The organism is Mangrovibacillus cuniculi (assembly GCF_015482585.1).
In the GTDB taxonomy this organism is placed as follows: domain Bacteria; phylum Bacillota; class Bacilli; order Bacillales; family R1DC41; genus Mangrovibacillus; species Mangrovibacillus cuniculi.
Genome location: NZ_CP049742.1, coordinates 885,482 through 907,150, shown reverse-complemented (window position 1 = coordinate 907,150; position 21,669 = coordinate 885,482). Strand labels below are relative to the sequence as shown.

The following is a 21,669-nucleotide window of genomic DNA, read 5'->3' as shown; positions in this document are numbered from 1 at the left end:
ACTCCTTCTCTAAATAAAAAAATAGTACTTCCGTAGTTCATAGTAGGCAAAAGAAAAAAGGTAATAGACGTCGGCCTATTACCTTTTTATTATACCATAGCCTATTTCTTTTTACTTGCAAAAAATGAACCTGCAAGTAAAAACGTAGGTAAAGCGCTCATTCCGATGATTAACAACCAATCTGTTGCAATAATCGGCAACGTATGGAATATCGGTTGAAGTGCTGGTACATAAATTACTACTAACATTAATGCTATGGAGGAAATTACTGCCCAAACTAAATATTTATTTTCAAAAGGATTTCTAGAAAAAATGGAATGTTCACTTCTGCAGTCAAATACATGAATTAACTGAGCTAAAACTAATGTAGCAAAAGCAATAGTTTGAGCATACGCTAAGTCTTCTGGATTTCTATTGTATACCACCATAAAGGCTGCAAGTGTTGCTATACCGATTAGGAATCCACGAGAAATGACTTTCCAACCTAATCCTCTAGAAAATACTCCTTCTTTTGGATGTCGTGGCTTTCGCTTCATCACATCCCCTTCAGGTTGGTCCATACCAAGTGCCATAGCTGGTAATCCATCTGTTACTAAATTGACCCACAATATTTGAATTGCTACTAGAGGTAGTGGTAATCCAAGTAACATGGCAAATAGCATTACCAATATCTCCCCTACATTAGATGCTAATAAGTAACGAATGAATTTCCGAATGTTTTCATAGATGTTTCTTCCTTCTTTTATAGCTGACTTAATGGTAGCAAAGTTGTCATCTAATAAGATTAACGAAGATGCCTCTTTTGTAACATCTGTTCCTGTTATCCCCATAGCAATCCCAATATCTGCTGTTTTAATGGCCGGTGCATCATTTACCCCATCACCCGTCATTGCAACAATGTGACCGTTTTGCTGTAAGGCTTTTACAATCTTTAATTTATGTTCTGGAGATACACGAGCAAAAACCGACACATCTTCCACGATATCTTTTAACTCTTCTACGGACATGTCGTTTAACGCTTCTCCATCAAGAACTAGGTCTTTCTCTTTTAAGATTCCTAGTTGTTTTGCGATAGCTTTAGCTGTGATAACATGGTCTCCTGTAATCATGACAGTCTTAATTCCAGCTTGGCTACATTCTTTTACTGCCTGTTTTACTTCTGGTCTAGGTGGATCAATCATACCTTGCAGACCTATAAACACTAATTCCTTCTCCGCTTCTTCTTCTGTAACAATTAATGTGGAAGGTCCAAGTGGTTTAAATGCTATCGCAATTGTTCTTAATGCTTGGGAAGCTAATTCCACAATAGCATTTTGAACATCTACTTTTTTCTCTGCACTTAATCTAGCTTTTTTATTGTCCCATAAAATAGACTCTGACTTATTAATTAACACATCTGGTGCACCTTTTGTTACAACAAAACGTTGACCATTCGCATCTCGAACAACCATACTCATCATTTTTCTAGTAGAATCGAACGGAAATTCTCTTTCAATAATAAATTGTTTTAATAAAGATTCCTTCGATAAACCAGCTTTCATTCCAGCTACTAGTAAAGCACCTTCTGTAGGGTCACCATCTAAGACTAAATGGTCTTCTCTTTCTACTAAAGCAGCATGATTACAAAGCATCCCAAATGTCATTAATTGTTGAAGAGCTTTATTTGATGAAGGGGACACAATCACATCACCGTCTTCAAATTGACCAACAGGATCGTAACCTGTTCCTGTAACACCCCAAGTCTTTCCACCTGACCAAACTTTTGTTACTGTCATTTTGTTTTGTGTTAACGTTCCGGTTTTATCGGAACAAATAACAGAAGCACAGCCAAGCGTTTCAACTGCTGGAAGTTTACGCACAATAGCATTTTTACGAATCATTCGTTGAACACCTAGTGATAGTCCTACTGTTACGATTGCAGGTAGTCCTTCTGGAATTGCAGCTACTGCCAAAGATACACCAGCAACAAACATCGTAAATAACTCTTGTCCTTGTAAAATACCTAATAACACTACCAAAATAGTTAATCCTAGTGCTGCTGTAATAAGAATTTTTCCTAATTGTTCTAGACGATGTTGCAATGGAGTTTGAAGTATTTGTACTTCCTGAAGCAAATGTGCAATTTGACCCATAGCTGTGTTCATTCCCGTACCTGTTACAATTCCAATTCCATTTCCTCGCGTAACCATCGTACCCATAAATGCCATGTTTTCTAAGTCACCTAAAGTTGGACTTGCGTGCTGAAGCACTTCTGTCATCTTGGAAACGGGAAGAGATTCCCCCGTTAATGCAGACTCTTCAATCTCTAAGTTATTTGATTCTAGTAATCGTAGATCTGCACCTATACGGTCCCCCGATTGGAACTTCACTATGTCACCCGGCACTAATTCTTTGGAAGGAATCCTTGTCCAAGTTCCGTCCCTCAATGCAGTCACTTGTGGCGCTGACAATTGTTTTAGGGCATCCAATGACTTCTCCGCACGTTGTTCTTGAACAAACCCCATAATTGCGTTCACGATAACAATGGCCATAATCGCAATTGCATCAATATATTCTCCCAGTAAACCAGAAACTAATGTAGCTGCTAATAGTACAAGTACCATAAAGTCTTTAAATTGTCCTAAAAATAAAAGAATAGCAGAGGGTTTCTTTCCTTCAGCTAATTCGTTATACCCTACTTGCTTTCTGCGCTCTTTCACAAAAGAAGAAGATAGACCCTCTTCAACATTTGTTTGTAGCGCATCTGCTACATCTTTCTCCCGCATCTCATGGAATTTCATTGGTCATGCACACTCCCTCTCTAGTCTCTATACCCTTGTCCTTCAATCCATCTTATTCATGGTTGTCCTAAACTATGTTATAATTTATGAATTGAGATACGATTGATCCTAATAAAGAGAGTTGATAAACTATGGCATTTGATGGGCTATTTACTTATAGTATGACGAATGAATTGAATGAATCGATTGCAGGAGCAAGGATACATAAGATTCACCAACCTTACTCGAATGAAATGATTTTACATATAAGAGGTAAAGGAAAAACACATAAACTATTGCTGTCTGCTCACTCCATGTATGCAAGAGTTCAGTTGACGGAAGAAACATACGAAAATCCTAGCGAGCCACCAATGTTTTGTATGTTAATGCGAAAACATTTAGAAGGATATGTAATTGAAGGAATCCGCCAATACAAGCGTGATCGAATAATGATAATGGATATCAAAGGACGAAATGAAATTGGTGACCCTGCACCAAAGCAGGTTTGGATTGAGATTATGGGAAGACACTCCAACATCGTTTTGGTAGATCCAGCTAAAAATACCATCATTGATAGCATTAAACACTTGTCGTATGCAGTGAATAGTCACCGTGCGGTAATGCCTGGATTTGAATATGTACTACCTCCAGAACAAAATAAACTGGATCCATTTTATGTAGAAGAAAATGATATCTTACGTTCTATTGATTGGAACAGCGGAAAAATAGATCAGCAACTTGTAAAGAATTTTTCAGGTTTATCACCATTAGTTGCAAAAGAAGTGATTAAGCGCACCGGCCTCCCTACGAAAAGTACGCTCCCTCCTACTTTTACAAAAGTAATGGAACAAATAAAGGAAACACCTATTCCTACTTTAATAGAAGCAGAAGGAAAAGAGTTTTTCAGTATTCTTTCTCTTACTCATAAAAACGGAAGTGAGTTGACTTTCCCATCTCTTAGCAATCTACTCGACCGCTTCTATTTTGGAAAAGCAGAAAGAGAACGTGTGAAACAACATGCACTGGATGTAGAAAGGTTAATTCGAAACGAATGGGAGAAGAATAAAAATAAGCTTGTAAAGTTAGAAAAAACGCTTGATGACGCACAAGCAGCTGATAAGTATCAAAAATTAGGAGAGCTGTTAACGGCTAATTTATATATGGTGCAAAGAGGGATGGATAAAGTCGAAGTAGTAGATTATTACGATCCTGACGGAAATACTGTGGAAATATCGTTAGATCCTAGATTAACACCTTCAGAAAATGCACAACGACTGTTTTCTAAGTACCAAAAAGCAAAAAACGCCATTATTGTGGTACTTGAACAGATTGAAAAAACAAAGCATGAAGTAGACTACTTTGAACAATTAATTCAACAACTTGAATCCGCTTCGCCAAGAGACATTGAAGAAATTCGAGAAGAGTTGATGGAAGGCGGCTATATTCGAGCAAGGCAAGGAAAACAAAAGAAGCAAAAACCGACGAAGCCTGTTTTAGAAGAATATAAATCTACTACTGGAGTAACGATTTTGGCAGGTAAAAACAATAAACAAAATGACTTTTTAACCAATCGAGTTGCGAAAAGAGATGACATCTGGTTACATACAAAAGATATTCCTGGATCGCACGTGGTTATCCAATCTACTGAACCTGATGACACTACCTTAATGGAAGCTGCAAACATTGCTGCGTTTTATTCAAAAGCGAAAGAGTCAAGTTCCGTTCCTGTTGATTTTACTGCTGTGAGACACGTGAAGAAACCAAGTGGAGCAAAGCCGGGGTTTGTGATTTATGACAACCAACAAACGCTATATGTGACGCCAAATGCTGACTTAATAAGAGAATTATACGTCGGTAAGAAAATGTAGTAGTAGAGTGGAAAGAGACACGCTTTAGGGCGTGTCTCTTTTTTAGGTGGTGGCTTTGTCGATTTGCCGTCTGGTTCCCTCTCTCTTTATGGCGGCTTCTGCCGTTTGCCGCCTGGTTCCCTCTCTCTTCATGGCGGCTTCTGCCGTTTGCCGCCTGGTTCCCTCTTTCTTCATGGCGGCTTCTGCCGTTTGCCGCCTGGTTACCTCTCTCTTCATGGCGGCTTCTGCCGTTTGCCGCCTGGTTCCCTCTCTCTTCATGGCGGCTTCTGCCGTTTGCCGCCTGGTTCTCTCTCACTTCATGGCGGCTTTGGCGCTTTGCCGCCTGGTTCTCTCTCACTTCATGGCGGCTTCGGCGATTTGCCGCCTGGTTTCCTCTCGCTTCATGGCGGCTTCAGCGATTTGCCGCCTGGTTCTCTCTCACTTCATGGCGGCTTTGGCGCTTTGCCGTTTGGTTCCCTTTCATGCGACAGCGGTTTTAGCTCTTTGCTAACTGGTTCTCCCTATATACCTCATCCCAAGTCACAGGATTCTTAGACCAACTTTGCAAATGTATAAACGCTTCTTCACTTAAGCTTTCTTTCACTAAGGGATAAAGATCGGAGAATGCTAATAGAGAATGCACTGGTACTCCCCATTTCGCAAACGTCTCTTGAGCTGCCTCTAATTCATACGTCATTAAGCTCCAAACAACGACCGGTTTCCCACCAGCTTCTGTAATTGCCTCTAGCACTTTTGCCACACTTTTACCTGTCGAAATTAAATCCTCTAAAACTAGTACTCGCTTCCCTGTAACATCTGCCCCTTCAATCTGCTGACCACGTCCATGCGCTTTTTTCTCTCCGCGAACATAGGCCATAGGTAATTGCAGTTGCTCACTAACCCAAGCAGCATGAGGGATACCTGCTGTGGCACATCCTGCAATAACGTCTATTTCCTCACCAGAATTTTGTATTGCTTTAACCAGTTCATGAATAATTTGATTTCTCTCTTTTGGATATCCTAACAACTTTCTGTTATCACAGTAAATTGGAGAACGTAAGCCAGAACTCCACGTAAATGGGTTAATCGGATCTATTGCAATGGCACCACATTCTATATATATAGAAGCTAACTCAACTTTGGCATTCATCAAACACAGCCTCCCAGTCTCTTTGAATTTTTTTGTATGCTGCTAAAGGATTTGCTGCTTTCGTAATAGGTCTACCAACTACAATGTGAGACGCACCAACTTTTTTTGCTTCAAACGGTGTGACAATTCTTTTTTGATCATGGGACTCGCTATCTTTAAATCTAATACCTGGCGTGACTAGTAAGAAATCTTTAGAGACCACTTTACGGATAGCCTCGCACTCAAGGGCTGAACAAACCACGCCATCTAACCCTGCTATGTGTGCTAAATTAGCATAACGAATAACGGAATCTAGAACCTGCCCCTCAATCCCTTGCTCCTCATTCATTTGGCATTCGGATGTACTTGTTAACTGTGTTACAGCAATTAATTTTGGTCTAGCTTTTCCAGTTCCTGCACCAGCTTCTAGCCCCTCTAAAGCAGCTCTCATCATGTCAGATCCACCTGCTGCGTGAACGTTTACCATTTCTACACCGAGTTTCGCTAAATTTTTCATCGTGCGATAGATCGTTACAGGTATGTCGTGACACTTTACATCTAAGAAGACTGGATACCCTTTCTCCACTAACGACTCAATAAATGTTGCACCTTCTCGGAAAAAAAGCTCCATTCCAATCTTCACTGGGATTCTTTCCCCTTCAAATATGTCTAAAATCTTCTCCGCTTCCTCTTTAGAAGGCTTATCAACGGCTAAGTAAATACTCATGGTCATGACTCCTTCCTATACATTGTTCAACGGACGAGTATCCTAAAGAAGCCAATGCCTCTGGGAGTTGATCAATTAATTCAGAACAAATCCACGGGTTCTTAAAATGAGCAGTTCCAACAGCCACTGCATTTGCCCCTATCGATAAATAGTCAATGACATCTTGGACAGTTTCCACTCCTCCCATCGCGATAATTGGAATGGAAGTATTCCTTCTAACTTCATCTATTAATCTTATCGCAATCGGTTTAATAGCTGGTCCAGATAATCCCCCAGTTCTATTTGCTAAAATGGGTTTGCCCGTCTTTCGATCTAACTCCATGCCTAGAAGTGTATTAATCATCGTTAAGCCACTAGCTCCAGCTTCCTCTATCGCCTTAGCAATTGGCACAATAGACGTAACGTTAGGAGATAGTTTCACATAGACAGGCACGGAAGAAGCAGCTACGACGGCTTTAGTCAATTCCGCAGCAACTAAAGCATCTGTACCAAAGATAATGCCCCCATCTTTTACATTTGGACAAGAGATGTTTAATTCAATTGCATGGACGTTTGAGATCTTAGACACAACGCTTGCTACCTCTACATATTCTTCCAACGATGAACCAGCAACATTAACGATAACGGGAACATCATAGGATGCAAGACGCTTTAGTTCTTCAGACACTACTTGTTCTACCCCAGGATTTTGTAAACCAATTGCATTCAGCATCCCACTAGAACTCTCTGCAACGCGAGGAGTTGCATTACCAATTCGAGGATGTTGGGTAGTAGCTTTCGTAATAACTGCTCCAAGCTTTGATAAATCATAGAGTTCGCCAATTTCTCTTCCAAAAGAAAAACATCCAGATGCAGGCATAATAGGGTTCTTTAAAGATAACCCGGGTAATTGCACAGCTAAATTAATCACGTCAAAACCACCTCGTTTGCTAAGAAAACTGGACCATCTACACACACTTTTTTATCATGTGCTGCATGGTTAGACGAGCAGACACATGCGTAACAAATCCCTATCCCACATCCCATTCGATCTTCTAATGACAAATAAGTTACGGAATTGGAATATTTCTCTTTTACAGCACGCAACATCACAGAAGGTCCACAGGAGAATACATAGTCTGGAGTTGGTAACGTTACATCTGTTACAAACCCTTTTTGCCCTAACGAGCCATCTACCGTTGTAAGGAATGTTTCTCCTAACTTCTGAAACTCATTTAGTAGAAATGCATCTTGCTTTGAACTAAATCCTAAAATATGTTTGGTTACAAGATTACGCTTTTTGAATTCTGATGCTACTCCATACAGAGGAGGGACTCCAATCCCTCCTCCAATTACTAAAACTTCTGCATGAAGAGGTACCCGAGAGATGTCAAATCCATTTCCAAGAGGTCCCATTACATCTACTAAATCGCCTTTAGATAGTAAGGAAAGCCACTTTGTACCTTTTCCTTCCACTCGAAAGATAATAGTTAATTGACAATTGTTTTTGTCATAAGAGGCGATACTGATTGGTCTTCGAAGTACGTGCTTCTCCCCGGTTGCAACATGCAAGAATTGTCCAGGACGTTCAACCTCCTCCACCAGTTCTCCCTCTAACGTCAACTCCACTATGTTTTCTGTCCGCCATAGCTTTTGTACAACCTTCATCCACTCTTTTCTCATTACACTGTAACCCCTTTAGCTACAGGTTGTAAGGAGAAACTTCGAGAAGATAACACTCTGGTAACCGCAACTGCTGTATCTAGTGAAGTGAAGACAGGAATACCATGTTCCACTGACTCTCTTCGAATTCGGAATCCATCACTAGCTGGCTGATTTCCAGATGTTAACGTATTGATAACATAATGAACGTCACCCTGACGAATAACATCTAATACATTTTTTCGTTCGTCTTGAATTTTCCCTACTGTATTTACCTTTAGACCTTGAGCTGTAAGAGACTTTGCTGTCCCTTCTGTTGCATATAATTCAAATCCTAACTTAGCAAATTCTTTTGCAATTGCAGTTCCTTCTTCTTTGTCTTTGTTTGATAAAGTAATAAGGACACCTCCAGCTTCATGCATCTTAGAACCAGCAGCTAACAACCCTTTATATAGTGCTTTTTCAAGTGTAGAATCTTTTCCTAACACTTCCCCAGTTGATTTCATTTCCGGACCTAGCGTAATATCTACTCTTCGTAACTTACTAAAGGAGAATACTGGTACTTTCACCGAAATCTCTTCTGCTTCAGGAATTAATCCAGATTTGTATCCTAATTCGCTTAACGAAACTCCCAATGCAGCTTTTGTAGCGACGGATGCAATTGGAACTCCTGTCATTTTACTTAAGAACGGAACCGTTCTAGATGATCTAGGGTTAACTTCAATTACATACCAGTTTCCTTCACTCCTTACAAACTGGATGTTCATTACACCTCTAATAGAAAAGGCTTTTGCAAGTTTCGTGGAAATGTTCACTACTTCTTCCTTTTCCATTTCTGTTAAACTCGGTGGAGGATAAACTGCGATAGAATCGCCAGAGTGAACCCCAGCTCGTTCAATATGCTCCATGATTCCTGGTACTATCACTGTTTCACCATCACATATCACATCCACTTCAAATTCCTGACCAGTCATATAGCGATCAATTAATATCGGTCTCTCTTTGTCTACTTCCATTGCCTTTTCCATATAATTAATTAACTCTGTTTCTTCATAAACAATCTGCATCGCTCTTCCACCTAGTACATACGATGGTCTAACTAACACAGGGTAACCAATGCTCTTCGCAATTTGTATTGCTTCGTCAACTGACGTAGAAGTCTTTCCTTCTGGTTGTGGGATCGCTAACTCTTTTAACGTCGCCTCAAAACGATCTCTACTTTCAGCTCTATCAACATCATCTAAAGATGTTCCCAGTATGTTAACACCTTGTGCAGCCAAGCCTTCTGCTAAATTTAGTGCAGTTTGGCCTCCAAATTGGACAATTACCCCAATTGGTTTTTCTAAATCTACTACATGCATCACATCTTCGACGGTAAGGGGTTCAAAGTACAATTTGTCAGATATAGAGAAATCCGTGGAAACGGTCTCTGGATTTTGGTTGATCACAATAGCTTCATAACCCGCTTCTTGAATAGCCCAAATGGCATGAACTGTAGCGTAATCAAATTCTACACCCTGCCCAATTCGAATTGGACCTGATCCTAGTACAATGACCTTTGGTTTAGAGGTAACAATCGATTCGTTTTCTTGCTCATATGTGCTATAAAAATATGGCGTAGCGGAGTCAAACTCAGCAGCACAAGTGTCTACCATTTTGTAAACAGGTACTACTCCTAATTCTTGACGGTATCTTCTTACTTCTTCTTCCGTAGAATTCCACACTTTTGCTATGGTTGCATCGGAGAATCCTTTTCTTTTTGCTTTTGTTAATAATTCTTTATCCCATGGGTTAATTCTTAGGACATTTTCCAATTGAACGATTCTTTCAATTGTCTGTAAGAAATACGGATCAATCATGCTCCATTTATGGAGTTCTCTCACGGACTTGCCTCTACGTAACGCTTCCGCTAAGTAAAACAATCTTTCGTCTCCTGCTTTTCTTATTCTTTTTTCTATTTGCTCATCAGACTCTATAGACAGATTAATATTTAGTAAGTCTACTACTTTTAACTCTAATGATCGCACTGCTTTTAACAAGGATTCTTCCATACATCTTCCTATTGCCATTACTTCTCCCGTTGCCTTCATTTGTGTTCCTAACTGTCTCTTTGCTGATTGGAATTTGTCAAATGGGAATCTAGGAATCTTACAAACTACGTAGTCTAAAGCTGGCTCAAAAGAAGCGTACGTTTTGTTTGTCACAGGATTGATGATTTGATCTAATGTTAATCCGACAGCAATTTGAGCAGCAATTTTTGCTATTGGATAACCAGTTGCTTTGGATGCGAGTGCTGAAGATCTACTTACTCTTGGGTTTACTTCAATGATGTAATAATTAGAACTGTGTGGATCGAGAGCTAATTGGACATTACAACCACCCTCTATTTTCAACGCTTGAATAATGGATAACGAAGCCGTTCGCAACATTTGTACTTCGTAATCTCTTAATGTCTGACAAGGAGCAAATACGATAGAGTCTCCTGTATGAACGCCAACTGGATCAAAATTTTCCATGTGACAAACCACAATTCCCGTTCCATTTTTGTCTCTCATTACTTCAAATTCTATTTCTTTAAAACCAGCAATGCTTTTTTCGATTAAACATTGCGTTACTGGTGATAGCTGTAGTCCGGATGTGACAATTTCTATCAACTCTTCTTCTGTCTGGCAAATACCACCACCAGTGCCTCCTAATGTATAAGCAGGTCGAACGATGACAGGAAATCCAATTTGATTGGCGAACGCGCATGCCGCTTCAACCGTATGCACAATTTCGCTTTCTGGCACCGGTTGACCTAATTCTCTCATTAGAGAGCGAAAAGCATCTCGATCTTCCGCTTTCTCAATTGCGTCTAAAGAAGTACCTAACACCTCTACACCATACATACGTAGAACACCACTATTGGAGAGTTCCATCGCTAAATTCAAACCAGTTTGACCACCTAATGTAGCTAATAAAGCGTCTGGTCTTTCTTTTTGAATAATTCTTGTTAACGTATCTACATTTAATGGTTCCATGTATACAACATCTGCCATCTCTGTGTCCGTCATAATGGTCGCAGGATTGGAATTCACTAAAATGACTTTGTAGCCCAGCTCTTTTAAAGCAATACAAGCCTGAGTACCAGCATAATCAAACTCTGCAGCTTGCCCTATAATAATTGGACCAGATCCAATAACAAGAATTGTAGAAAGATCGTTACGCTTTGACATAATTTTTTGCCTCCATTTCTGTATGTACCATTAAATCAATAAACTGTTGAAATAAATCATTGGCGTCTAGTGGCCCTGGTGATGCCTCGGGATGATATTGTACAGAAAAAGCAGGATATTTTCTGTGGGCTACTCCTTCTACTGTTTGATCGTTCACAGCTTCATGTGTTATTTCTAGATCTGTATTTAAAAGTGAATTTTTATCACAAGCATAGCCATGATTTTGTGAGGTAATTGTGACTTTTCCTGTTTTTATTTCTCTTACAGGGTGATTGGCACCGCGATGCCCAAATGGTAATTTAAATGTGTCTGCTCCACATGCTAAGGATAGAAGCTGATGTCCTAAACAAATACCGAAGATAGGAACATTTCCTAGTAATTCCTTTACAGTACCTACTGCTTCTAAACAATCTTTAGGATCTCCAGGTCCATTTGATAGAAGCACTCCATCTGGGTTTAAACGGTAGATTTCTTGTGCGGTTGTGTTATGGGGTACGACTACAACGTCACATTCTCGTTTTACTAACTCTCTTAGGATTCCATGTTTCATGCCAAAATCCATCACGACCACACGTTTCCCTTTGCCTGGTGCTTGATAGGCTCGTGAGGTAGATACTTCTTCTACTACTTTTTTATTTGGTCTAAAGCTTAGTAGTTCTTCTACTACTTCTGATATAGATCGGTCAATAGAAGTAATCATCGCTTTCATTACACCTTTATCTCGTAAGTGACGAGTAAGTTGGCGTGTATCTATACCTGCTAACCCCACTACATTATGCTCCTTTAGAAAGCTAGAAAGAGATTGTTCTTTTTCATAGTGACTTGGTTCCGGTTCCCATTCTCTTACAAGTAAAGCGCGAGCAAATGGTTTCATACTTTCAAAATCGGAACGGTTAATACCATAGTTTCCTATTAAAGGGTACGTCAATAAAAGGAGCTGACCACAATAAGATGGATCTGTCAGCATTTCTTGATAGCCTGTCATTCCTGTGTGAAAAACCAATTCCCCAATTGCATCATTATCTGACCCAAACGAGTTACCTACAAAGAAAGTACCATCTTCAAGAACTAATTTTTTTAACATACCGCTACTCCTCCTTTATTCCATTTCACTTCGCCATTTACAATAGTTACGATAGGTAAACCTTTCACATTCCAGCCATGAAAAGGAGTATTTCTCCCCTTTGAAGCAAATGTAGATGCATCGATATTCTCTTCCTTCTGCAAATCAATGATCGTAATGTCCGCTATCTCACCTTCTTTAATAACTCCTTTTCCTAGCGAAAAGGCATTACTTGGTGCAACGGTTAACCAGTGTAATAATTCCTCTAATGTACAGAATCCTTCATCCGTTACTAATTTTGTATATAAAATCGAGAAGGCTGTTTCTAATCCTACAATACCAAACGGTGATCTCTCGAATCCTTCTTGCTTTTCCTCAGGAGTATGAGGTGCGTGATCAGTTGCAATAAAGTCGATGGTACCATCTAGCAAACCTTCACGTAATGCTGCTCGGTCTTCTTTAGATCTTAGTGGTGGATTCATTTTCCAATTTGCATCATTCTTTTTAATATCATCTTCGGTTAGTAAAAGATGATGAGGGCTTACTTCTGCTGTTACGTGGATGCCAGCTTTTTTTGCATCACGGATAATTCGTACGGATTCCTTCGTACTAACATGACAAACATGATAATGAACACCCGTTGCCTCTGCTAAAAGAACATCTCTTGCGATTTGAACAGACTCAGAGATGGATAATATTCCTGGAATTCCAAGTTCTCTAGACTTTTCTCCTTCATGCATAGCCCCACCTTTTACAAGGCTCATATCCTCACAATGAGCTACCACTGCTTTTCCTACTAACTTAGCTTTTTTCATTGCTTCATACATCGTACTTGCAGTTTGTAATCCAACTCCGTCATCTGTGAATGCAAATGCCCCTAATTTGGTTAACTCTTCAAAGTTTGTTAACTCTTTGCCTGCTAATCTAGTTGTTAAAGCTGCATACGGTAGCACATGACATCGTGATTCTTCCCGAATTCGTTCCTGTAAATAATGAAGTGTTTCCACATTATCAATAACTGGCTTGGTGTTTGGCATACAGGCGATAGTTGTAAAACCACCTCTAACAGCAGCTTCCGTACCTGTTTTAATGGTTTCTTTTTCTGTAAAACCCGGTTCCCGTAAATGAACATGTAAATCTATCAATCCAGGGATCACTAAGTTTCCATTAGCATCCATTACTTCTTCTCTTTCCTCTGGTGTTATGGAGGAAGAAATGACTGCTATTTTTCCTTCATCTATTTTCAAGTCACTTTTCACCCAACGATTTTCTGTCCATATCAGTCCGTTTTTTAGTATCATTATTTCCATCCCCCAAGTCTTATTTTTTCGTGTAGAGCCATTCGAACAAAAACGCCATTTTTCATTTGTGTGAAAATACGAGATTTTGGATGTTCTACTAATTGATCTGCAATTTCAACCCCTCTGTTAATTGGTGCAGGATGCATAATAATACTCTCTCTTTTTAAAAAGCTCATTCTTCTTTCTGTAAGTCCAAAGACTTCTAGATAATTTGCTTGATTTGAATGCATTTGTTCTACGTGTCTTTCTCTCTGTACTCGAAGCAACATCAAAACATCTACTACTTCACATAATTCATCCATAGAGCAATACTCTCCGTATTGCATTAAGCTTTCATCCTTCCATTCTTCAGGTGAAGCAAGTATTATTGTCGCTCCTAATCTATGTAAAATTTCCACATTAGATCTTGCTACTCTAGAATGTCTAAGATCTCCAGCTATTCCTACCTTAAGCCCTTTGAAACTTCCAAATGACTCATAAATGGTATATAAATCTAGCAAACTTTGAGTTGGGTGCTGGCCACACCCATCCCCTCCATTAATGATTGGTATTGTAACTTGATCAATCCATTCTTTGTAATAATTCTCCTGTTCATGCCTAATTACTAGTGCGTCTACACCAATTGCTTCGAAAGTCTTAACTGTGTCATATAGACTTTCTCCTTTTTGAACAGAGGAGTGTGCCACATCAAACGGAATTCTTTTATATCCTAGTTTCACTTGAGCCATTTCAAAAGAACTCTTTGTCCGTGTACTAGGTTCATAAAACAAGTTAGCTACCACATAAGGTTGCTTTCTTCGATTTTCATAGCTGCCTTCTTCCATTTGTTTTGCTAACTTTATTAACTCCATAATGTCTTGTTCATCCCATTGACACATTTTCAGAGCGTGTTTCATGGTGATTCCTCCTATCGATTTAAAGGATACTCGTTGTCATCGTTCACATAAAAAACCCTTTGACCAGTTGTCAAAGGGTTTTCGCTAGGTATAGGGGAAGAAGGCATGCAGAGTCCTTCATTCCTATAACCATCCCCTTTGACGCCTCTCTGGACATCTTTAAAGAGTTTTCTATGAAATTTTCTCTAAACTTTCCAGCGCCTCATCTGCTGATGGTCTTCCAGGAAGGATTACATTTAAAAGAATACCTACAAAAGCGGATAGCGCCATACCATGTATCTCTAATACTGGGCCAAATTTTATATAAGCACCACCAATTCCTAGTACTAGGATGACAGAGGAGATTACTAAGTTACGTTTGTCTCCAAAGTCAATGTTGTTATCTACTAACATTCTAAGTCCCGATGAAGCAATGATTCCGAATAAGAGAATGGATACTCCGCCCATGACTGGAGTTGGAATGGATTGAATCATTGCTGTTACCTTCCCAGAGAAACCGAACAACGTAGCTACGACTGCTGCTCCAAGGACAACATATACACTGTACACTCTTGTAATTGCTAGTACTCCAATATTTTCACCATATGTTGTTTTAGGAGGACCTCCAATTAAGGAAGAAATAATTGTTGCCACCCCATCACCTAAAATGGAACGGTGTAATCCTGGATTTTTCACTAAGTCTCTTCCTATTACTTTACTTAACACAAGTTGGTGGCCAATATGTTCTGATAAGGTAACAACCGCAATTGGAACCATTAAGAACACTAACTGAGGAGTCACTGCAATATCGTAAGACACACCTGGTATTAACCATTCTGGGTTCGCAATCCATGATGCTTCTTTGACAGGATCAAAATTTACTAAGCCAACAAACATGGAGTAGATGTATCCTGCAACGATCCCCATTAATATTGGTATTAAGCTAAATACTTTCTTAGCATATATACTAAATCCTACTGTAACTGATAAAGTAACAAGTGCAGCTGATAAGAACAAGGGATTATATTCTTTAGAACCGTTGGCTAACGTTTCATTCATCGCCATATCTACTGCTGTCCCTGCAAGTGCTAATCCAATAACAATGATTACTGGTCCAACAACGATCGGTGGTAACAATCTCATTAACCATCTATAACCCGCTTTTTTAATAATTAGAGCAACCACTGCATATACACACCCTGCCATAAAACTTCCTATCATAGCAGCTCCAGGTCCGCCTGCTGTTTGTGCAATAATTATCGGTGTGATGAAAGCGAAGGACGATCCTAGATAAGCTGGTACTTGAAATCTCGTAATTAGCAAAAATGCAATGGTTCCAAGTCCACTTGAAATTAGCGCCATGGATGGTGGTAAATCTACTAGAAATGGCACTAAGATCGTTGCCCCAAACATCGCAAACAAATGTTGAAAGCTTAAAGCGATAAATTGAAGTGGTGCTGGTTTATCGTGTACATCTAAGATTGGCTTGGACATAATAAGAATCCTCCCTATCCCTCTAACAAGAAAAAACCTCTCTGCCGGTTGACAAAGAGGTTTAGAAAATTGTAGATGGGCATACCTATGCCTAACTATCAATTTTACACCCGTTGTCAGCCTCACTGGACCGCCTGTTAAAAGGGTTTCTATTTTTAATTTTCGTGTATTTTTACTGTATCCATCGTATCCACTTCACGGAGTTGAACCACGATGTTTTCATGCGCAGAAGTAGGAATGTTTTTACCAACATAATCTGCCCTAATTGGAAGTTCTCTATGACCTCTATCAACTAAGACAGCTAATTGAATACTTGAAGGTCTTCCAATATCCATCAATGCATCTAATCCTGCTCTAACTGTTCTTCCGGTATAAAGTACGTCATCTACTAAAATAACTTTCTTGTCTGTAATTGGTACCGTAATGTCTGAACCTATGACCTCTGGCTCGCCAGCTTCCGTATTTTTCGTCAAGTCATCTCGATACATGGTAATATCTAATGACCCAACTCCAATGGATTGCCCTTCAATTTGTTCAATTCTTTCCGCTAACCTTTGTGCTAAATAGATACCGCGCGTTTTTATTCCTACTAATACGCAGTTTTCTATTCCTTTGTTACGCTCAATAATCTCATGAGCAATTCTTGTTAAAGCTCTTCTAATAGCGTCCTCATCCAATAGTACAGCTTTTACATTCATCCGTATCATCTCCTTTCCTATGAAACGAGAAAACCCTCTTACCAATTGGGGCAAGAGGGTTCCACGAGTAAGAGAAATAGATACACTATCCCCTCTTACTAATCCGTTTCCTTCTCAGCCTCACGGGACTGTTTTAAAGGCTTATTCAGCTAACATCAGATTAACGTAAATTGTGTAACTCGTCAACCTTATTTCTTCAATTTATCTATTAAGGTTTTCATATCTTCAGGTAAAGGAGCTTCAAATTCCATATACTCTCCTGTTCTCGGATGAACAAAACCAAGTGTACGAGCGTGTAACGCTTGACCAGGGAAATCTATTGTTTTTCTTGGCCCATATTTGGGATCACCAGCTAACGGGAAGCCAATATATTTCATGTGTACACGAATTTGATGCGTACGTCCTGTTTCTAATTGGCATTCTACTATAGTAAACTGTTCAAGTCTATCTAATACGTGAAAATGTGTAACGGCATGTTTTCCTTTATCAATTACCGTCATACTTTGTCTTTCTTCTGGATCACGGCCAATAGGGGCATCAATCGTTCCATAATCATGAGAAATGTTCCCGTGAACAAGAGCAACATATTTTCGCGTTACTGATTTTTCTACCAATTGATTAACTAAAGACTCATGCGCCAAGTCATTTTTTGCAACCATTAATAAACCAGAAGTGTCCTTATCAATACGGTGAACAATACCTGGTCTCATTACACCATTGATACCAGACAGGTCTTTACAGTGTGCCATTAGACCGTTTACCAATGTACCCGTTACATGCCCTGGTGCAGGATGAACCACCATACCTCTTGGTTTATTCACAACTAATACGTCTTGATCTTCATAGTAAATATCTAAATCCATTTCTTCTGCTTCCACGTCTAATTCCACTACTTCTGGTGGAGAAACAGTAACTACATCGTTGAGTTGAACTTTATAGTTTGTTTTTACTTGTTCGTTATTTACTAATACGTTTCCATCTTTTACCCAAGTTTGTACTTGAGAACGAGACCACTCAGATTGAACGCTTGATAACCATTTATCAATTCGTTCTCCTTTATGCTCTTCTGTAATTGTCCAATCATGCTGTTGTTCCATTTTTCTTCTCCTTTTTCGCTTGCCATTCCTCGCGAAGCATTTCAATAAATAATAAGACGACACCTACTGTTAACGCGGCATCAGCCACATTAAAAATAGGGAAATTATAAGAACCAATATACGTATTGACAAAGTCAACTACTTCTTTTCGGAAAAGTCGATCAATAAAGTTACCTATCGCACCACCTAGCATAAACCCTATACTAGTGCCTAATAGGACTTTTCCCTTCGCGTGACGATGTAGATAAAAAACTAACGCTGCCACAACTACCACCGTCACAATGTAGAAAAACCACATTTGTCCTTGTAAAATCCCCCAAGCAGCTCCGCGATTTCGATGTGAAGTTATGTAGAGTAGATTTGGAATAATCTCAATAGATTCTGCAAGTTCCATATATTGTACTACTAGCCATTTAGTTAATTGATCTAAGATAACTACTAACGCTGCTATCGCATAAAATATCCACATATTCCGTCCACTCCTACTTAACAATTGTAAACTTGTACTCATAGCATTGTAGCACAACCAAGGAATTGAAACTACTTATTGCGATAGAATGTTTAACAATAGATGATTTTTGGCTCATTTAACAAGAAAGTACTCAAGCCCTTTGAGAAAGCTAGCTCTCTCGCTGGCTTGAGTATTTTTTTGTTACCTTTCAGCTATGCTAAAAGGCGTGTGAAACTATGTTTCACACGAATGAGCCAAAAATCCTGCACATCCCAAGATAAAACTTATTAATGACTATTAAATGCAGAAAGCCGAAAAGACAAATTATCTTTTCGGCCACTTCATTACTTATCCTTCTTGGTTAAGTAAATGTGCATAATGCTCTTTTACAATCTTAGCATTGTGTAGGTTTAAATCAGGGAAATCTGGATCTTGACCCACATCTTCTGAAACTTTCCAACTTCTTGCACATGTTTCGCCTTTTGCAGGAGCAACTGCAACAGTTACTTTTTCTAGAGCTAGAGCATCACTTGGCGCCTTATCTTTTCCTTGTACCAGTGTGAAAGCAGAAATAATAAATAACTGTTCAAGACTTTCTTGGATAGAATGCAATAAATTAAATTCACTTTCATCCGCGTAAATCGTTACATGCGCTTGTAATGATTTACCGATTAATTTACTATTACGTGCTTCTTCTAGCGCTTTTAAGACATCATCACGAATATCTAAGAACGCATCAAATTTTGCTACTAATGCGGAGGCATTTTCGTACTTTACCACTTCAGGCATATCTAGAAGTTGTGGACTTTCCACAGTAACCTCTGGAATGAACTCCCAAATCTCTTGTGTCGTATGAGATAGAATTGGTGTAGTTAAAACTACTAACTTCATTAATGTTTCATACATTACGGTTTGCATAGCACGACGCTCATGACTTGTAGGAGCTTCAATATATAACACATCTTTCGAGAAATCCATGTAGAACGAACTTAACTCTTGTGTACAGAAATTATTGATTGCATGGTAGATACTTAAGAATTCGTATTTTTCATAATGATTACGAACTTTTTCTACCAATTCATTTAACTTCACCATCATAAATTGATCTACTTCACGAAGGTCTTCAAATGCTAGGGCATCTTTACTTGGTGAGAAGTCATGTAAGTTTCCTAATAGGAATCGGAATGTATTACGAATCTTGCGGTAAACTTCCGCAACTTGTTTAAAGTTAGCATCTGTTACACGTACATCAGCTTGATAATCTACTGATGCTACCCATAGACGTAAAATATCCGCACCTAGATGATCCATCACTTTAGAAGGAAGAATTACGTTACCAAGTGATTTACTCATTTTTCTTCCTTGACCATCAAGTGTGAAACCATGGCTGATGACTGTTTTATATGGTGCTTTACCAGTTAAAGCTACTCCAGTTGTTAAAGAAGAGTTAAACCAACCACGATATTGGTCAGAACCTTCGAAGTATACATCTGCAGGGTATTGTAAATCAGAACGCTCATCTAGCACCGCTTGGTGGGATGACCCAGAGTCGAACCATACATCCATAATGTCTTGCTCTTTTGTGAATTTTCCATTAGGGCTTCCAGGATGAGTAAATCCTTCTGGTAATAATTCTTTCGCATCTTTTTCAAACCATACTGTTGAACCATGCTCACGGAACAAGTTAGAAACATGTTCAATCGTTTCAGGAGTAATAATTTCTTCTCCATTTTCTGCATAGAAAACAGGGATTGGAACGCCCCATACACGTTGACGAGAGATACACCAATCTCCACGGTCCCTTACCATGTTAAATAGGCGAGTTTCTCCCCATTTAGGTAACCAGCTTGTTTCATTTACAGCTTTTAATAAATCTTCACGAATTTTATCAATGGATGCAAACCATTGAGCTGTTGCGCGGAAAATCACTGGTTTTTTTGTACGCCAATCATGTGGATACGAGTGAGTAATGAATTGTAGCTTAACTAATGCACCAAGCTCACCAAGACGTTCTGTAATGGCTTTATTTGCCTCATCATAGAATACACCTTGATATTTAGGTACTTCGTTCGTAAAACAACCTTTCTCATCAATAGGACAGAACACTTCTAAGCCATATTTTTGACCTATGATAAAGTCGTCTTCCCCGTGACCCGGTGCAATGTGTACACATCCTGTACCTGAATCAGTCGTAACATGATGACCAATCACTATTGGAGATACTCGATCATATAATGGATGCTTTGTTTGAACTCCTTCCAGTTCTGATCCTTTTACTACTTTTAGTACTTTCGCATCTTCTAACTCTGCTGCTTCTACTACTGTAGCTACTAATTCCTCTGCTACCACAAAAGTCCCTTGAGTTGATGATACAACCGCATAAGATAAGTCCTCATGAACTGCAATAGCTAAGTTGGAAGGAATTGTCCAAGGAGTTGTCGTCCAAATCATGACACTAGTTCCTTGCTCCAACACTCCTTTTCCATCTTGAACTTCAAATCCTACATAGATAGATGGAGATCGTTTATCTTGGTACTCGATTTCCGCTTCTGCTAAAGCTGATTCACTTGAAGGGGACCAATAAACTGGTTTTAATCCTTTATAAATGAATCCTCTGTTTGCCATCTCACCAAATAGTTTAATTTGGCGAGCTTCATAAGCTGGATCAAGTGTTACGTACGGATTTTCCCAATCACCACGAACGCCTAAACGCTTAAACTGTTCTCTTTGATTATTAATTTGTTCCCACGCATATTCTGCACAAAGCTTACGGAACTCAGCTGTCGTCATTTCTTTGCGCTTGACACCCTTATTTGTTAACGCTTGTTCAATTGGTAAACCATGTGTATCCCATCCAGGTACATATGGTGCATTAAACCCTGACATGGACTTATAACGAACAATAAAATCTTTAATTACTTTGTTCATCGCATGCCCCATGTGAATATCACCGTTCGCATATGGAGGACCATCATGCAGAACAAACATAGGTTTATTTTTTGTTCTATCTTGAACCTTTTGGTAAATGTCCATCTCAGACCATTTTTCTTGAATTTGAGGTTCTCTTGTTGGTAATCCCCCACGCATTGGGAAATCCGTCTTTGGCATTTGCAATGTATCTTTGTAATTCAAAGCGTTCCACTCCTTTAGTTAGTTCATAAGTATTGGTTGGTGGCAAAATGAGATTAGCTAAATCCCATTTATGAAAGTAACAAAAAAACTCCCTCATCCCAAAAAGGGACGAGAGAGCCTCCCGCGGTACCACCCTTATGGTAGCTAGACTACCACTCAAGAGTCCGTATCGTGGACAAGTCGTTTCCAGCTACTAGTTACCGTTCGCTTTCTATACTCAGAGGTGATGTTCGCTTATAT

General features: G+C 39.3%; 16 protein-coding genes and 1 other annotated feature (1 of these 17 running past the window's edge). Of the genes, 2 read left to right on the top strand and 14 right to left on the bottom strand.

Features of this window, described 5'->3' with window-relative positions:
• Nucleotides 1-101 precede the first annotated feature (101 nt).
• Nucleotides 102-2,780 (bottom strand): calcium-translocating P-type ATPase, SERCA-type, encoded by a 2,679-nt coding sequence (locus G8O30_RS04600; protein WP_239673814.1) that lies wholly within the window; start codon nucleotides 2,778-2,780, stop codon nucleotides 102-104.
• A gap of 131 nt (nucleotides 2,781-2,911) precedes the next feature.
• Between G8O30_RS04600 and G8O30_RS04595 the strand changes: the two genes are divergently transcribed.
• Entirely contained in the window at nucleotides 2,912-4,627 is a 1,716-nt protein-coding gene (locus tag G8O30_RS04595; protein ID WP_239673813.1) for an Rqc2 family fibronectin-binding protein, read from the top strand.
• Between the two features lie 55 nt (nucleotides 4,628-4,682).
• Entirely contained in the window at nucleotides 4,683-5,117 is a 435-nt protein-coding gene (locus tag G8O30_RS04590) for a hypothetical protein (protein WP_239673812.1), read from the top strand.
• Here the strand turns inward: G8O30_RS04590 and pyrE are convergent.
• The 13 genes from pyrE to ileS all read right to left on the bottom strand — a co-directional run bounded on the left by pyrE (nucleotide 5,103) and on the right by ileS (nucleotide 21,429).
• Nucleotides 5,103-5,756, bottom strand: coding sequence for an orotate phosphoribosyltransferase (gene pyrE / locus G8O30_RS04585; RefSeq protein ID WP_239673811.1), 654 nt, complete (start codon nucleotides 5,754-5,756; stop codon nucleotides 5,103-5,105). The two genes, G8O30_RS04590 and pyrE, sit on opposite strands and share 15 nt — an antisense overlap.
• Nucleotides 5,740-6,468 carry an orotidine-5'-phosphate decarboxylase gene (pyrF, locus tag G8O30_RS04580; protein WP_239673810.1) on the bottom strand — a complete coding sequence of 243 codons (729 nt, stop codon included), beginning with the start codon at nucleotides 6,466-6,468 and terminating at the stop codon, nucleotides 5,740-5,742. The genes pyrE and pyrF overlap by 17 nt, the downstream gene beginning before the upstream one ends.
• On the bottom strand, nucleotides 6,440-7,372 hold the full coding sequence (locus G8O30_RS04575) for a dihydroorotate dehydrogenase (RefSeq protein WP_239673809.1): 933 nt from the start codon (nucleotides 7,370-7,372) through the stop codon (nucleotides 6,440-6,442). The genes pyrF and G8O30_RS04575 overlap by 29 nt, the downstream gene beginning before the upstream one ends.
• On the bottom strand, nucleotides 7,369-8,124 hold the full coding sequence (locus tag G8O30_RS04570; RefSeq protein ID WP_239673808.1) for a dihydroorotate dehydrogenase electron transfer subunit: 756 nt from the start codon (nucleotides 8,122-8,124) through the stop codon (nucleotides 7,369-7,371). The genes G8O30_RS04575 and G8O30_RS04570 overlap by 4 nt, the downstream gene beginning before the upstream one ends.
• Nucleotides 8,124-11,318, bottom strand: coding sequence for a carbamoyl-phosphate synthase large subunit (gene carB / locus G8O30_RS04565; RefSeq protein ID WP_239673807.1), 3,195 nt, complete (start codon nucleotides 11,316-11,318; stop codon nucleotides 8,124-8,126). Before carB ends, G8O30_RS04570 begins: the two co-directional genes overlap by 1 nt.
• Nucleotides 11,305-12,402: a glutamine-hydrolyzing carbamoyl-phosphate synthase small subunit gene (gene carA, locus G8O30_RS04560; protein WP_239673806.1), complete on the bottom strand. Its 1,098-nt coding sequence runs from the start codon at nucleotides 12,400-12,402 to the stop codon at nucleotides 11,305-11,307. Before carA ends, carB begins: the two co-directional genes overlap by 14 nt.
• The gene (locus tag G8O30_RS04555) at nucleotides 12,396-13,682 is read right to left on the bottom strand and encodes a dihydroorotase (protein ID WP_275576522.1); all 1,287 of its coding nucleotides are present in this window, start codon (nucleotides 13,680-13,682) and stop codon (nucleotides 12,396-12,398) included. The genes carA and G8O30_RS04555 overlap by 7 nt, the downstream gene beginning before the upstream one ends.
• Nucleotides 13,682-14,578 (bottom strand): aspartate carbamoyltransferase catalytic subunit, encoded by an 897-nt coding sequence (locus G8O30_RS04550; protein WP_239673804.1) that lies wholly within the window; start codon nucleotides 14,576-14,578, stop codon nucleotides 13,682-13,684. Before G8O30_RS04550 ends, G8O30_RS04555 begins: the two co-directional genes overlap by 1 nt.
• A 171-nt stretch (nucleotides 14,579-14,749) precedes the next feature.
• Complete coding sequence (locus G8O30_RS04545; RefSeq protein ID WP_239673803.1) at nucleotides 14,750-16,051, bottom strand: solute carrier family 23 protein; 1,302 nt, start codon at nucleotides 16,049-16,051, stop codon at nucleotides 14,750-14,752.
• 155 nt (nucleotides 16,052-16,206) lie between these two features.
• Nucleotides 16,207-16,749 (bottom strand): bifunctional pyr operon transcriptional regulator/uracil phosphoribosyltransferase PyrR, encoded by a 543-nt coding sequence (gene pyrR, locus G8O30_RS04540; RefSeq protein ID WP_239673802.1) that lies wholly within the window; start codon nucleotides 16,747-16,749, stop codon nucleotides 16,207-16,209.
• A gap of 188 nt (nucleotides 16,750-16,937) precedes the next feature.
• Nucleotides 16,938-17,846, bottom strand: a complete 909-nt coding sequence (locus tag G8O30_RS04535; RefSeq protein ID WP_239673801.1) for an RluA family pseudouridine synthase — start codon at nucleotides 17,844-17,846, stop codon at nucleotides 16,938-16,940.
• A complete protein-coding gene (gene lspA / locus G8O30_RS04530; protein WP_239673800.1) occupies nucleotides 17,830-18,315 on the bottom strand; it encodes a signal peptidase II in 486 nt (161 codons plus the stop codon). The genes G8O30_RS04535 and lspA overlap by 17 nt, the downstream gene beginning before the upstream one ends.
• Before the next feature lie 330 nt (nucleotides 18,316-18,645).
• Nucleotides 18,646-21,429, bottom strand: a complete 2,784-nt coding sequence (gene ileS, locus G8O30_RS04525) for an isoleucine--tRNA ligase (protein WP_239673799.1) — start codon at nucleotides 21,427-21,429, stop codon at nucleotides 18,646-18,648.
• A gap of 101 nt (nucleotides 21,430-21,530) precedes the next feature.
• Nucleotides 21,531-21,669, bottom strand: a binding site (T-box leader); it runs 75 nt beyond the window's last position.

Excerpts from the sequence above, each read along its gene's own strand:
- G8O30_RS04600 (WP_239673814.1), bottom strand. The coding sequence starts at position 2,780 with ATGAAATTCCATGAGATGCGGGAGAAAGATGTAGCAGATGCGCTACAA.
- G8O30_RS04595 (WP_239673813.1), top strand. The coding sequence starts at position 2,912 with ATGGCATTTGATGGGCTATTTACTTATAGTATGACGAATGAATTGAAT.
- pyrE (WP_239673811.1), bottom strand. The coding sequence starts at position 5,756 with ATGAATGCCAAAGTTGAGTTAGCTTCTATATATATAGAATGTGGTGCC.
- pyrF (WP_239673810.1), bottom strand. The coding sequence starts at position 6,468 with ATGACCATGAGTATTTACTTAGCCGTTGATAAGCCTTCTAAAGAGGAA.
- G8O30_RS04570 (WP_239673808.1), bottom strand. The coding sequence starts at position 8,124 with ATGAGAAAAGAGTGGATGAAGGTTGTACAAAAGCTATGGCGGACAGAA.
- carB (WP_239673807.1), bottom strand. The coding sequence starts at position 11,318 with ATGTCAAAGCGTAACGATCTTTCTACAATTCTTGTTATTGGATCTGGT.
- carA (WP_239673806.1), bottom strand. The coding sequence starts at position 12,402 with ATGTTAAAAAAATTAGTTCTTGAAGATGGTACTTTCTTTGTAGGTAAC.
- G8O30_RS04555 (WP_275576522.1), bottom strand. The coding sequence starts at position 13,682 with ATGATACTAAAAAACGGACTGATATGGACAGAAAATCGTTGGGTGAAA.
- G8O30_RS04550 (WP_239673804.1), bottom strand. The coding sequence starts at position 14,578 with ATGAAACACGCTCTGAAAATGTGTCAATGGGATGAACAAGACATTATG.
- G8O30_RS04545 (WP_239673803.1), bottom strand. The coding sequence starts at position 16,051 with ATGTCCAAGCCAATCTTAGATGTACACGATAAACCAGCACCACTTCAA.
- pyrR (WP_239673802.1), bottom strand. The coding sequence starts at position 16,749 with ATGAATGTAAAAGCTGTACTATTGGATGAGGACGCTATTAGAAGAGCT.
- G8O30_RS04535 (WP_239673801.1), bottom strand. The coding sequence starts at position 17,846 with ATGGAACAACAGCATGATTGGACAATTACAGAAGAGCATAAAGGAGAA.
- lspA (WP_239673800.1), bottom strand. The coding sequence starts at position 18,315 with ATGTGGATATTTTATGCGATAGCAGCGTTAGTAGTTATCTTAGATCAA.